15 protein-coding genes are annotated in these 13709 nt (G+C 54.3%); 7 read left to right on the top strand and 8 right to left on the bottom strand.

Annotated features, from left to right (window positions below; translation table 11 throughout):
* The first annotated feature begins 2 nt into the window (after nt 1-2).
* The 3 genes from QRN38_RS18970 (at nt 3) to QRN38_RS18960 (ending at nt 4881) form a co-directional block, all read left to right on the top strand.
* Complete coding sequence (locus QRN38_RS18970) at nt 3-1085, top strand: hypothetical protein (protein WP_057418692.1); 1083 nt, start codon at nt 3-5, stop codon at nt 1083-1085.
* 34 nt (nt 1086-1119) lie between these two features.
* Nucleotides 1120-3996, top strand: a complete 2877-nt coding sequence (locus QRN38_RS18965; RefSeq protein ID WP_057418693.1) for a type VI secretion system Vgr family protein — start codon at nt 1120-1122, stop codon at nt 3994-3996.
* A 156-nt stretch (nt 3997-4152) separates the two neighbouring features.
* On the top strand, nt 4153-4881 hold the full coding sequence (locus tag QRN38_RS18960; RefSeq protein WP_057418694.1) for a hypothetical protein: 729 nt from the start codon (nt 4153-4155) through the stop codon (nt 4879-4881).
* A 37-nt stretch (nt 4882-4918) separates the two neighbouring features.
* On the opposite strand, the gene QRN38_RS18955 is transcribed toward QRN38_RS18960, so the two are convergent.
* The 8 genes from QRN38_RS18955 to QRN38_RS18920 form a co-directional block, all read right to left on the bottom strand.
* The gene (locus QRN38_RS18955) at nt 4919-5266 is read right to left on the bottom strand and encodes a DUF7957 family protein (protein ID WP_007246556.1); all 348 of its coding nucleotides are present in this window, start codon (nt 5264-5266) and stop codon (nt 4919-4921) included.
* A gap of 3 nt (nt 5267-5269) precedes the next feature.
* Nucleotides 5270-5824, bottom strand: coding sequence for an HD domain-containing protein (locus tag QRN38_RS18950; protein WP_057418695.1), 555 nt, complete (start codon nt 5822-5824; stop codon nt 5270-5272).
* A 75-nt stretch (nt 5825-5899) separates the two neighbouring features.
* Complete coding sequence (tri1, locus tag QRN38_RS18945; protein ID WP_057418696.1) at nt 5900-7009, bottom strand: ADP-ribosylarginine hydrolase Tri1; 1110 nt, start codon at nt 7007-7009, stop codon at nt 5900-5902.
* Between the two features lie 84 nt (nt 7010-7093).
* Nucleotides 7094-7357 carry a hypothetical protein gene (locus tag QRN38_RS18940; RefSeq protein ID WP_057418697.1) on the bottom strand — a complete coding sequence of 88 codons (264 nt, stop codon included), beginning with the start codon at nt 7355-7357 and terminating at the stop codon, nt 7094-7096.
* A 189-nt stretch (nt 7358-7546) separates the two neighbouring features.
* A complete protein-coding gene (locus tag QRN38_RS18935; protein ID WP_057418698.1) occupies nt 7547-7858 on the bottom strand; it encodes an immunity protein Tsi6 family protein in 312 nt (103 codons plus the stop codon).
* Nucleotides 7859-7930: 72 nt separating this feature from the next.
* Complete coding sequence (locus QRN38_RS18930; protein WP_024671256.1) at nt 7931-8239, bottom strand: hypothetical protein; 309 nt, start codon at nt 8237-8239, stop codon at nt 7931-7933.
* Between the two features lie 169 nt (nt 8240-8408).
* Nucleotides 8409-8687 carry a DUF6966 domain-containing protein gene (locus tag QRN38_RS18925; RefSeq protein ID WP_005771854.1) on the bottom strand — a complete coding sequence of 93 codons (279 nt, stop codon included), beginning with the start codon at nt 8685-8687 and terminating at the stop codon, nt 8409-8411.
* Nucleotides 8684-10042 (bottom strand): DUF6861 domain-containing protein, encoded by a 1359-nt coding sequence (locus QRN38_RS18920; RefSeq protein ID WP_007246550.1) that lies wholly within the window; start codon nt 10040-10042, stop codon nt 8684-8686. The genes QRN38_RS18925 and QRN38_RS18920 overlap by 4 nt, the downstream gene beginning before the upstream one ends.
* Nucleotides 10043-10697: 655 nt before the next feature.
* Here QRN38_RS18920 and QRN38_RS18915 point away from each other — a divergent pair.
* The 4 genes from QRN38_RS18915 to QRN38_RS28345 form a co-directional block, all read left to right on the top strand.
* Complete coding sequence (locus QRN38_RS18915; protein WP_122222925.1) at nt 10698-12557, top strand: type VI secretion system Vgr family protein; 1860 nt, start codon at nt 10698-10700, stop codon at nt 12555-12557.
* Between the two features lies 1 nt (nt 12558).
* On the top strand, nt 12559-13140 hold the full coding sequence (locus QRN38_RS18910) for a DcrB/PsbP domain-containing protein (RefSeq protein WP_007246548.1): 582 nt from the start codon (nt 12559-12561) through the stop codon (nt 13138-13140).
* A gap of 31 nt (nt 13141-13171) precedes the next feature.
* Nucleotides 13172-13636 carry a DcrB-related protein gene (locus QRN38_RS18905; protein WP_024667366.1) on the top strand — a complete coding sequence of 155 codons (465 nt, stop codon included), beginning with the start codon at nt 13172-13174 and terminating at the stop codon, nt 13634-13636.
* Nucleotides 13637-13639: 3 nt separating this feature from the next.
* On the top strand, nt 13640-13709 hold a 70-nt coding region (locus QRN38_RS28345), incomplete at its 3' end, for a hypothetical protein (RefSeq protein WP_479681213.1).

Below are 13709 nucleotides of genomic sequence, written 5' to 3'. Positions count from 1 at the left end.
AAATGCTCCCTCCTCGCAGGAATATTTACGATCGGCTGTCTGAAAAGCGCCTGGCCGATCTTGAGCGGCAGCGCGTCGTCGAGGCGCAGTTGCCGAAGGGTAATTTCACGTCCGGCTCTGTGGCGGTGGTGAATGCCTGGGTGTGGTTGCCCTGCGGTGTATTTGATACGCCGCTCTCGGCTGATGAGCTTGCGCTGCGCCGTGCGGATTTTGATCATGACCCGCGTCTGGTGGACTCGCGCAGTTTGCGACGGCCCCTGCGCCGGCTGGATACGCCGGCTGTCCGCTCGCCCGCTGTCAATGCGGCTGGACGGGCAGCCGAGATTCTCAAGGCGATGTTTGCTCAGTGGGATGAGGCGTTTTGCTCACAGGTTGACTGGTCGAACACTCAGGTCATGTTGTTTACACCAACGGCACTCAGTGAACTGGACTGGCTGGCCGCCGTGTGCAGGCTGTGGCCTCGCGACCAGTTGCCTTATTACGCGTTTGACGTCACTACGCAATCAGTGGCGCAGTGGCTGCCCGAGGCCTTGGGGCAAAGCTATGGCGCGCCCTATCTACTGTGCCTGAGCCTGGACACCTGGGCGTGCAAGGAGCAGATGAAAGTCGGCGCGCCCGACGAAATGGCAGGGGAAGCGGTCAGCGCGGTCCTGCTGCAACGCGAGTCCAGCCCGCCTGAACCGCTGCGTGAAGGCGCTCTTAAACTGTGTGTGCCCATCACTGAACACCACGCCAGCCGCTACTCACAGACCCGCACCGACACGACAGTGCTGGAAAGCCTGATAGCCGGGCTGGGCACTCAAACCGGTTTGGATGCAACCCGAATCAAGGTGCTGATCGGCGATGGCGCGTTCGATGGGCAGCGTTTGCAGCAGCTCCATCATTACGCTCGGGCCTCTTTGCCTGGCCTCGATCTGGAACGCCAGATCCGCCTGAACACGCTGGGCGCCCGGGTCGGGACTGCTACTGAACAATGGACGCAGATCGGGCTTGCGTGGCTGGCTGCCAGCGCAGAACCGGGCAGCGCCGCGTGGATACTGGACCGTGGTTGCGCGGATCAGACTCAGGGCTGGCTGATCGGCTGACCACCCAAGGAATTGCAAGAAAAGGGATGCACCTATGAACTCGATACTCGACGCCGCCATGAACGCTTTCAGCGGGCCGCTCAGTCAGGCCGGTCGCCTGCTGGAATTGAAGACGCCACAAGGTCAGGAACTGTTTGCGCTGCGCGCACATGCCGTGGAGCGTCTGAGCCACGTGGCCCGCTACACGGTCGATGTGATCAATCAGACCAACAGCTTTGATCCGGAGAAACTGATTGGTCAGGCGGTGCAACTGAGCATCCGCCTCGACGACGGCAGCCTGAGCCCTCGGCATGGCTGGGTAGAGAGTGTTCGTTATCTCGGCAGCGATGGCGGGCTTGAGGACTGGCAACTGGTCTTCGCGCCGTGGTTCAGCCTGCTGGAATACCGCATTGATTGCCGGATCTGGCAGGAGATGAGCTTGCCGGACATCCTTGCCCAGATGTTTCAACGCTACAGCCAGGCCCAGGCCAACTACCGCTTCGACCTGCAGCGCGATTACCCGCTGCTGTCCTACGTGACGCAGTTCAACGAGACCGACGCTAACTTCGTGCAGCGCTGGTGCGAGCAGGAAGGCCTTTTCTGGTACGTGGAACACAAGGACGACAGTCATTGCATCGTGTTCACCGACAACATCATGTCGCTGCCCACCCTGACTCCCGAGAAGCTGCGTTTCCACACTCAGCAAGCCGCCGACCTGACCGACAGCATCACCCAGTGGAGCCCCGGTGCACGCCTGCTCAATGGCCTGGTGCAATGGAGCAGCAGCGAATACCGCAGTCATGCGCAGCCGCAGGTTACCCACTCAATGGCATTGCCTGCCGCATCGGCGCCGCCAGACCTTGAACGTTATCAATACCGTGGCCAGTACGCATGGCAGAACCTCAGCCGGGGCGAATGGCTCGCCCGCGTGCAGATCGAACAGGATGAGTCGGCAGCTCGTCGTATTCAGGGCCAGGGCGGTGTACGGCAGATGCAGCCGGGTCATGGGTTTGAACTGACCCAACACCCGCTTTACGAGCTCAAGACGCTCAAGGACCGTCAGTTTCTGATCGTCGCCGTGGAGTTTTTTGTGCAGAGCAACCTGCCGATCGGCAAGACGCGACCAAGCCCGCCTGGCAGTCTGAAAACACAGTTGAACGCCGTGCAGGCTCACTCATCGCTGCCGGTTGGCGATGAAGGCTTCTACCTGAATCGCTTTGAAACACAGCGTCTGGATATCCCCTATCGCAGCGCGTTCACCCATCAGAAACCGGCCCATCCCGGCCCGCAGACGGCCGTTGTCGTGACGCCCACAGGGCATGAAGTTTTCACTGACAACCTGAACCGGGTTTGCGTGCGCTTTCATTGGGATCGTCTGATGAAAGACGGCGAGCTGGGCTCGTGCTGGCTGCGCATGATGCAGTCGAGCAGCGGCCAGGACTGGGGCAGCGTCAACGTGCCGCGCGCAGGCGAAGAAGTCGTCGTTACCTTTCTTGATAACGATATCGACCGTCCGCTGATCATGGGGCAGGTCTACGGCGGGCATAAGCCTGCGTGGCATTCCAGTGGTTTGATGAGTGGCTATAAAAGTCAGGAGATTCAGGGGAGCGGTTATAACCAGTGGGTGATGGATGATTCCACCGGCCAGGTCAGGACCCAGATCCACAGCAGTCATGGGCACAGCCAGCTGAACCTTGGTTACCTGATCGATCAGCAGGGCAATTCGCGAGGTGCGCTGCGCGGTGCCGGGTTTGAACTGCGCACTGACGCCTACGGCGCCTTGCGTGCTCAGCAGGGGCTGTACTTGAGCACATGGCCGCGCAACAAAGCGCTGGGCGGGCAGATCGACACGCAGGAAGCTCAGCAGCATTTGAGCAACGCTCAGGCGCGGGTCAAGGCAATGTCGGATGTTGCCGAGCAGCACAACGCGCTGCCGATGCCGGGCGGTATCACAAGCCTTGAGCAGCTCAACGCCGATACGCAGGCCAATTACGGCAGTGGCGGCGAAAGCCAGGTCAGCAGTGGCCCGCAGCAGCATAACGGCGGTGACACCAAGGCGGCGATCATGAGCGGCGGTCGGGGCCAGACATCGGGCTACAAGAAGCCCTTGCTGGTCGCCTCCTCGCCCGCAGATATCGCGACCGTCACGCCACAAAATACCCACATTCACAGCGGCAAACAGTTGACCCTCTCGACCGGCGAGGACACCAACCTGGCCAGCGGCAAGTCACTGTTAGTGAGTGTCGCGCAAAGCATCAGCCTGTTCGCCCAGGCGGCAGGCGCCAAGCTGTTTGCAGCAAAGGGCAAGATTGAAATACAGGCACAGGACGACAGCATTGAACTGACCGCAAAGGAAAGCGTGCGCATCACCTCGACGGCCCGCACCATCGAGATCGCCGCACAGGAAGAGATCCTTTTGACCAGCGGCGCGGCTTACATCCGCATCAAGGGCGGCAATATCGAAATTCATGCTCCCGGAACCATCGATGTAAAAGGCGTGAAAAAGACCTTCAACGGCCCGGCGCAACTCAACCGGGATAACCCGGCGTGGCCAACCGACGCGATCAAACAGAAGCTTACGGCCTATGCAGGGCTTAGTAGTGCGGCGGGCTATGCAGCGTGGACAGGTCAGCCGTACACCATTCTCGGCGACGGCGCCGAAGTCAAAAAAGGCGTGATGGACGCCACGGGACAGATCGCCATCGACCATCACGTCACCACCAGCCAGTACATGATTGACCTGAGTAACGGCGTCAGTTACGACCTGCCCGTGGCGGGCGATTACAAAGGCGACGCCAAAAATGCAGAGCTCGCCAACCGCGGGCTTCACCGCCACGAAAACGCGTCGCACCCCGACGTAAAACCGCGCGACAATCGCAGCCTGTTCCGTAATGCCTACGACCAATTGAGTAATCCGGAGTCGGAGGCGTGATTGCTGGGCAGGCTGTTCAAGCGGGTCGCCTCAGGGAGCAAAGTCAGGCGTTGACGTAGGCGTTAGCTCCCGCGCGGGTCTAGCGGTGCAGTGGGCGCTGGCTGAATTCGGAATTGACAAGAAGATCGGGGAACTCCTCGATATTGAGAGGCCGTAATGATTGACTCCACCAAACTGAAAAAATTTACCTGGTTTCTATTTGTTTTTTTAGTTTCCATACTGGCTTTGGGGCTTTCAAGCATTAGGTATTACGGACCTGTATACATCACCATTTTTCTGTGCACACTAACGTGGACTTTGTATCTTGTCTATGCATGTGAAAGATTTACTCTATATACGATTTCAGTCTTGGTTGCAGTAGTGATCTTCTTCTGTTTTATTGCTTCCCTCTCAGCCTATTTGGTTGCCGCAAGATTCTGGGGCAAAGCAAGTGCTGCTGCACTCATGGCGGGGCTGGTTCCAGCGGTGCTCACGTCGTTGACGTATCTGATTTTGGTCAATGGAAAGCCATCATTTCATCCATTTGAATATGATGGAATCAAGGTCCAGCCACGTCCGCAAAAAAGGCTAAAGAAATCCACTGCCTACAGCACTCTTTTACTGGCTGGCGTAACCACGTTGGCAGCCAGTATTTTTATCAAAGTAGCCGGGGCTCTTACTGCTGGAGCGGTTGCAATGTTTGGGCTAACGGCTTTTTCCATAGGGTTACTATTCCATGCACGTCACATAATCAGAGGTTTGCGCACGCTCCGCATTCAACAAAAAACCATGCCCACCCCCTACACGTTCATGCAAATCGACGAGATTCGAGCGGCTCGTAATCGCTGGTGGCTGAGCAGGCTGTTCAAGTTGATCGCGTCTTGGAGAAAATCGTCGGATGCGTGATTTTTGATGATTGCTACCTGACAACCCCGCAACGCCGCTATCTATCGAACTGGATAACCCGGATCTTGCCATTCTCGACATCCACTGCGTAGGTCACACCATTCCAGCAACCCACGACGACCTGATCATTTTCATCCCGGTAAAGACTCATGAACGGTTTGTCAGCCTGTGTGCCGTGTGAGCTTTCATCGATTTGCCAGAGCACCTCGCCAGTTTTCGACACAGCGAAGATATTCCGGTTGAAGATCGTTCCCGCCGAAGGCTCAAGTCGGACCAATACGTTGCTGCCCGACAGCAGAAACATATCCACTGGATAAGGCATACAGACACGCCGATTCTCTATCCAGAGTTCCCCGTCCACGATCCGGCAATGATGCGAACTCATCACTCAGCCTTCAAACCCCTCTACATACAGCGCCTCGTAACGTGCCATCGTGTCGCTGAGCCGCTGCCGCAGATACCCGTTCGCATGCCCCAAGGCTGCCAGGATCTGTGCGGACTCAACCAGATACGAAGCTCGTTTTGCCTTCGCCCAGGTAGACGGCGCTGACTGGAGATTGGTGATGCGATCGCACAACTTGACCGACGCTGCTTCTTTGGAGTGGCTGGCTATCCCTGCGAAGTAAAGCGCTTCGGAAAACGGCACGATCAGGTTCTTGCTCAGGCACGCCACCGTTGAAGCCACCTCGGCACCGAATGCTTCGGCCAACTGATCCTGAGTTACCGGCGTGTCTTCGAGCACATCGTGCAACAACGCAGCAGGCAGCGCGATTTCAAACGCGCCCACGGACTCTTCGCGATGGGCAAAGATCAACTCGTTGGCAACCATCGCTACGTGGGTCGTGTAAGGCAGGTCGGAGCCTGTCATTTTCTGGCCGATATGGGCATGGGATGCGAATAGCCAGGCTTTGTTGTAGAGCGGTTGCGGAGCTGATATCGACATTAGGCGGGGTCCTTGAGGCGCTATATAGGTCAGGTGTTGTGGGCTGCCCATAGAGAATGCGCGCCCGTATCACTTTCAATCACGAACAGACTCGTCCAGATAGTCGTGCGGCGGCGCACGTTCGAACAACTGCTGAGCCAGACCAAGAATGTGCCCGGACCAAGCGACGTTCCTGACCCATTCCTCCGGCATGCCCGACACCCCGTAAAGCGCGCCGGCAATCTGTCCGGCGGTGGCGGCTACGCTGTCGGCGTCATCACCGAGGTTGGCCGCGAGAAGAATGGCATCTTTGAAGTTGTCGGTATTCCAAACGGCCCACAGGGCTGCTTCGAGTGTGTCGATGACATAGCCTGAGGAGCGGATCTGGTCTCGGGTTTTTTCTTTGTATTCGCCGGCGTTGATGATCAAAACTCTCGGCCGTAAGGGGCGAATCATCGGTGAAAGGGTTTCTTCTTTGTCCGCGCCATTAAGGGCCAGATGCAATTGGGCACCCAACAGCCTGCAACAACTGATCGCCTCAAGCGCGCGGTGGGTGCATTGACTTTGAGCATCACTCTCACGCCACGTAGCTGAAAGCGAATGTCGGCGAAATATTGCAGTGGGTGCCAAGCGAATTATCGAGCCATTGCCGGCGGTGGATGGATCATCATTGCCATACCAGTGACCGCCATTTTTCAGCCTTCCTTCGATCGCAGCCCGAGTGGCATTACCGATATCAAAACACCTGCCGTTGTGGCTGTTTTCGCCATTTATGTACCAACGGCCCATTCTCTCTGCGTAATCGATAAGGTCGAAGTTGCCTTTCGCAAGATAAGTGTCTGCCAGGCAGAGTGCCATGCTGGTGTCATCGGTCCACTCACCGGGATTAAGCCTGAAAGGACCGCCACCCACCATGTCATGGACGTGACTACGATCACGAGGCAAAAACTCCAGTGTTGTACCCACTGCGTCGCCAATGGCCAGGCCGAGCAAGCACCCTTTGGCGCGGTCAAGCGCCTGTTCTTCGGTCAAGGTGCACGTCCTTGAGGCTATCCAGCCGGGCTTCTCTACGGGCAACCTTGGTGCGTTAGCCTGCAGCATATAATCCATACGTTGGAGCAACTGCGCAGATGGCGGCGGCAGCAGATGATCGTAGCGCTCAACATATTGATCGAGGGTTTCGCTGGAGCTTCTCAAGTCAATCATGGGTCCTTCCAGAGTAATTTCTCAAGGTGCAGAGTCGTGATAAAAGTCGCTGCCTTTCGGCGATTCTATACCGCATGATAGCGACTAAATAGCAGTCCCACGGTTTGTTCCTGGCTGCACAATCAAAAGATCATCCCGCTCTCTTCTACGGCATTCCGTGACAAATGCCTCCGCTGCGTCGAGGTCTCTATGGAAAAGATCAAAGCTGGCTTGGTCGATTTCGTAATACTCCTCGTAATCGACCATGCTGTTGCTCACCGGGAATGATACGTACAAACGGCCAGAGGGTTTCTCGATACCTAAAGAGAACTTAAGCTCGCGACTTACGAAACTGTCGTTAAATCTCATACCACCTCTTGAAATCGTCTTCAAGGTGCCGTATTGACATGGACCAATCCTTTTTCAGAGGGCAAAGCAATGGAGTCTCTCCGCCAGTCGACCCCATCCTAAGCGCTCCGTAGCCTGCATCAGTAGCAGCCTTGCGAGCGACTCGCGCAACGTTATCAGTGCTTATGACAGGCATCCTGACCCGATTGTTCAAGGACGCCACAGACCTTCAGGAAGCTGAATTTTCAGCCCATTTGCTGACTGATTCGCGATGTAGTAAACATCCATCAAGGCTCGCGCCAGCTCGTCATCTGTCTCTTCGAATTCCTTGGCTGCAAGGGCACCGATGGAAAGCTTATGAAGTCTGGACTTGTCCTTTTCAACACCCTCAAAAACGGATTTTATATAGAGAAGTTGATTTAGAACTGTCGCATAGACTGGAAACGCAGGATGGCGGGCTGTACGCTCTTTGATTAGGGCGATAGCATGACCTATAAACTCTATGGAAGTTTCGAACTTCATAAACAACCTATACTAATCAATCTGAACGGATCGAAAACCTAGCACACGAAAAATATCTTTCCGATAATACTTTCAGTCCTTAGCCATCTTAGCCGCCAACATCTTGTAAGCTTCAGTTTCTCGCCCCTCTATGAGCTCTATATAGAAATCCGTGTACGCAGCCTCCAAATCCTTATATGACTGTAAACGTGTCTCAGTGAAAAGCTTGTAACCTGGAATATCTCGTGGTTCAACAAGCTTTGTAATTTGACCGCGTTCAGCGAGATCAAGCAGACCGCCAAGTTCAGACAGCAATATTGATGCCGCAGCATCAATACCCCTGTAAAACTCAATTAGCTTCCGAAGCTTTTCTGCTGCTGTTTTTAAAGCATCGACGTTCATTACTCACCCAGCTTTCAATTATCCCAACGAGCCAAGCTTGGCACTTGGGCTTATCAAACACTGAAGGTAAAACCAACACAAAGAAAATTAACCTGGTTAGCATGGTCGCTGAGTATTCACTACTGCAAGTTAATATACTCCAGACGTTGCGATTACAGCATGGCATTAGCTAATTTGCACCAGAGCACAGGCCGTATATTTCAGAAAGCAGCTCATGAAACGTATTATTCTCTTCAAACAAAACCTTTCCATTATCATACAAAATTATGTCACTTATTGAACCAGACCCGCCATATAACGACATTATTTTAGATAACGCATAATCAGCATCGTCAAAAAGTGCTTCAGCGCATTCATCAAGCTTATCAGCCCACTCTGATCTTTTGTAACGCCTAAGCAAAGCCGACACTTTCTTAATAAGAATATTAATTTCTTTTAGCTTTTTCATTTCAAAGGACCTGAACTCATTACTTCTATACCTTTAATTGTCCACGGTTTGATAACAACTATCTGCTCTGCGCCACCCACATAAAAACCACCCTGGGAGCCAATTTCACCTATGTATACCTCAGTACCCGCTGGAATTTTCACATTGAAAACTGTATCAATAGGAGATTTTCCACCCGTCGGCCACTCCGGCAATATTGCTCGGTCAATACGGGATTGTATAACCCCGTCAGGAGTGTATCGACTAAAAAACTGTCCAAGCTCTTGTTCAGCAGTACCCACCCTATTGAGCACTGTGTCGCGCTCCAATTTAACTACTGTGTACCTACCGCCTGTAAATGTTGCTGCAATATCCGGAGGTAATGGCCCCGGATCTAGCGCGGAATAAGTACCTATTATATCTCCAAGTTCGTGGCGCTCAATTTTTTCAACCTTTGGAGGTGATTCAGGTTTCTTGCCTTGAGCATCAGGCTGAGGATCTTGGGCGTTTTTAAAAGGCGCTGGCTCATTAACCCGCAACTCAGGCTGAGCCAACAACTTCTGCTCATTACGCGCCAGCCAATTCGCAAACTGCTTGTTTGAAATCTCCGACTGAAGCTTGGCACTGCGCGCTGCGATGCTATCCATGCTGCCCATGAGGCCTGCCTTGACCTGCCCGCGTGTCATATAGGTCACGATGGCCGTAAAGAGCAGCAGCACGAGTTGCTCCTGGCCTTTGGCAATTTGCTGAGCTGCGCGATCAATGCGTTCCTGCATCACGTAGGCCGAACCACCGGTAGGGTCGAGGCCCTCAGGCTTCAGACCTTCGTCCGCATGCCAGGCAGTCGCGAAACCTTCCTGAAAGGTAGAGAGGCAAGCAGGCAGGCCTTGGTAGAAATATTCAGCGATTGACGAAAGGCCCAGCGCCAACAAGATCAGGTTACCCACCTGTAAACCAATACCCGCTCCCGCTGCCGCTCCCGGCACGGCGCCCACGCCAAAGAAAATCGCCCCGCCAACGCCACCAGCGATTGTCCCTACAGCAACGCTGCCGCCGAGAATCATCGCCACTTCTTTCACCAGTTGCAGCAGCACCGGGAGAATCTGTTCGATCTCGATGGACGCCCACTTGCGCTTGAGATTTGACTCGATGATGGGATAGGAAAGCCTCATCGCCGCCTTCACCGAGTCAATCCGGTTACCTCCCATAAACCCGTAGGCTTGAGTCGCGGTGGTACTGACGCGTCGGGTGAAGCCATTCCAGCTGTCATGAGTGCTCTGCAGCCCATCGCTGTAGGCTTGATTCAGCGTGTTGAATTTGTCATCGAGGTTCCGCTCGATGTCATCCCAGCTAGGAATATTGGCTAATAGGTCCATTTACACATCACTGTCCCTGGGTTGAAGGAGGCTAGCACCAGTGTATCGCGTGGCCACAAACTGACGTGATCCAAGCCATTTACATGGCCCTTGAGACCTGAATTCTTGAGTTAAATTTCAAGACGGACTCATTTTTCTCGCCTACGAAACAGATCGCAATGATGGCAACATGCCGCTACGCATTTGAGTCGGCACTTAACTCGTTGTCACGCCTGAATATCTTCCAACTAATACGTTCTCTAACCGCTCAGCAATTAAGCTGACTCGGCTAAATCAGACAGGTCCCAAAACAGGGGCAATCGTCAGAGGCCCTCGTTGTGGTTGACACGGCGCAACGCCTCGGTGTCTCCTTTCATCCTCTTGTGAACTGTAACGGTTTTGAGAGAAATGTAAGCGAGTTTTTATCAGTTTAGTGGCACTTTCGCATTATTTTGTGGTCGCACATTCGCAGTAATTTTGACATGTCGAACGCGTCTGTAGCTCTGGTCCTACGACATTTTCAGAATTTTATGACTGGCAGGTGTCGTTTGCTGATGCCAAGGCACCTCCTGAATAGTCGATGCTTGCTTAACAGACCTGTGTCGTGATTTGTCAGTTTGTAACCGTTAGCCGCTAACCCGGCGGTACTGACCTCCCTGCCTTCAAGGAGATAGACATGTTGATGGACCTTGCCGCGATGCTTTCGCCGCAGAACCGGCGCCTTTTCAAATTCAAGAACCTCGCCAACCCTGAGCAGGAATTGCTTCTGGAGTCGTTCAGAGGGACTGAAGGTCTGTCGCGGGCGTACCAGTTTGATCTGCTGTTGGTGTGCCAGGATTCCGGCGTCGAGCTGAAGTCTATGATGGGCCAGCACGTGGTCATCGAAATCGAACTGGCCGATGGCTCACCTCGCTATGTGGCTGGCTACCTCACTCGTTTTGCGAGCGGCGGAAGCGACGGCGGGATGGCCAAATACACGGCAACGCTTAACCCTTGGTTCTCAATGCTGAAGAACCGCTTCGACACCCGTATTTTCCAAGGCAATACGGTCGAAGAAGTCGTGACTCAGGTCTTCGCACTGTGTAGTGCGTTCTCGCGTCATGAGTTTCGTCTGAGCAAGCCACTCAAGCGCTACACCTACATCACCCAGTACCGTGAATCCGACTTCAACTTTGTCCAGCGCCTGCTGGAAGAAGAAGGGATGTTCTACTACTTCGAGCACACCGCCGAAGGCCACACCATGATCATCTGCGACGACTCCACCACGTTGGTGCCGTTACCGGAGCAGCCCCAGATACGCTTCCATTCCGCTTCAGTCACCGAAACCGCAGACTCCATCACCGACTGGAACGGCGATCGCAAGCTGCAATCAGGAAAAATAGCGGTTCAGACGTTCGATTACCGTCAGCCTAACAACAGGCTGCCGGTTGCCATGAACAGCCTGAACCAGCAGGGTGATGTCGAGAACTTCGAGGTGTACGACTTTCCCGGCCAGTACAGTCATGGCACTTACGACGAAGGTGAAGCGTTGGTGCGCTTGCGCGTTGAAGCGCTTGAGTTGAGAGGCAAGAGCTTTCGAGGAGCCAGTAACTGTCGCGCCATGAAGCCTGGCTACACCTTTGAACTGCTGCAGCATTACGATCACGATCAGGGCTCGGCAGACGACCGCCAGTTCCTGCTCGTTCTTGTTGATAGTGAAGGCCACAACAATTACCTAAACGGTCAGCAAGCCAGCTACTTCAACACCTTCTCCTGTGTCCGTAAAAAGATAGTTTTCCGCCCACAACTCACCACTAATCGCTCCGTCATTTCCGGGCCGCATACCGCTATTGTTGTGGGGCCGCCTGGAGAAGAGATCTTTACCGACGAACTGGGTCGCATAAAGATCCAGTTCCACTGGGACCGCAAAGGCGAGCACAACGACAAGAGCTCCTGCTGGGTCCGTGTCGCTCAGTCCGGCGCCAGCGGCGGCTTCGGCAGTATTCAGATCCCGCGCGTCGGCGACGAAGTGGTGGTTGTGTTTCTTGATGGCAACCCTGACCGCCCGCTCGTCATGGGCAGCCTGTACAACAGCCAGAACACACCGCCGTGGTCACTGCCGGCCAACAAGACCCAGAGTGGCTTCCTGACACGTTCGGCCAAGGGGGATGGCGGTACAGCCAACTTCTTCCGCTTCGAAGACAAGGCCGGTGCCGAACAAGTGATCGTGCATGCCGAACGCAACATGGACACCGAGATCGAGCTGGATGAAAAGCACGATGTGGGGAATAACCGCAAGGTGACGGTTGGCGGTACCAATACGGAAATTATCCAGAGCGATACGCTAATTAAAGTTGAGCAAGGCTCGCTGACGATTACCGTCGACAAGCAATTGGTCAATATTTCGGCCATGACGGAAATCACGCTGACGGTAGGCTCCAGCAGCATTACCCTTAAGCCAAAAAGTGTTGAGATCAAAGGTGAAGAGATAAAAATTCTCGGTACAAAAACCTTTGTCGAAGGCGAGCGTGTCGATATAAACATCGAGAAGTCCTGACATGAACAGGCCCAGTCTTTACGACCGTATTTCGGCGAAGCGCCTGGCTGACGAGGCTTTGGCGCGAGAGGAGGCGCTGCGGGTAGCAAATGCTCCGCCGATCATTCCCGAGCCTGAACCCGTGCCGGTTTTGCCGCTTGAATTGACCTGCAATGAGATAACGATTGCCGGGCTAAAACTGGTCATGCCGCAACGGGTAAATTTTCAGGAAGCCAGTATTACGCTCGAAAAAGACGGGCATCCTGTCACGCTCTCCATAACGCGTCGGCCTGTCCGGGATGATCTAACATTGGATCGCTACGCAGAACTCTATGTGGCAGATCTGCGTAAAACTCACCCTGATATCGATATTTTGCGCCAGCGAGATTGCCTGCTGGCGGGCAATGCGGCTGTAGCGCTTGACTACGTACTGAGCGCCGGGCGTGACCTTCGTCATGGCCGTGCCATCAACGCAATCACTGCCGCCGAGAACGGAGACAAGCAATGGCTTTGTATCTCTACGATGATCGATCCCGACACGGCCGAGCTGGCAGATTGGTTGATCGATTTCGATGCGGTGCTTGACGCAATTGTCGCTCACTGATTTTTCTTTTTCGCATTTCAGGATATTCGCAATGGACTATCAGCTTCACGAAGGATCAATCGCATTGCCGGACGGATTCAAGGATCGGACGGTGAATATGTTCGCTTTTGGCGACAGCGTTCCAGCGCCGCTGAATATCACGATTTCACGTGATGACATGCCTTCCACAGAAGATCTGAGCACTTACATAAGCCGACAGGTAAAGCTCATCGCGAATCAGCTTCGGGGCTATACCCTGACAGACAAGAAGCCTGCCGTATTGTCTACAGGGCAGCCTCTGTCGGGCATACAGGTCGACGCCTACTACATGCACGAGGGCAGACCGATTTACCAGCGCCAGGCGGCGTTTGAAATCATGCCTGGACGTATTCTGGTGTTTTCGGCAACCAGCCAGACTGACTTCAGCGCCTCGCAAGACGAAGACTGGTTGCAATTGCTGGCCAGTTTTCAGCCACGTCTGAATGACGCTGAGCCTACCCGCACCGAACAGGAATAAACCATGTTCGAAGCCGCACGGTTGCACGATGGAATTGAGCACACTGGCGCATTGGGTGGGCTTCTGGCGGGCG

It is taken from the genome of Pseudomonas sp. CFBP2511 (assembly GCF_030209255.1).
GTDB lineage: Bacteria > Pseudomonadota > Gammaproteobacteria > Pseudomonadales > Pseudomonadaceae > Aquipseudomonas > Aquipseudomonas avellanae.
Note: the sequence above shows the minus strand (reverse complement) of the source record. Positions and strands in the feature narration are given on the sequence as shown.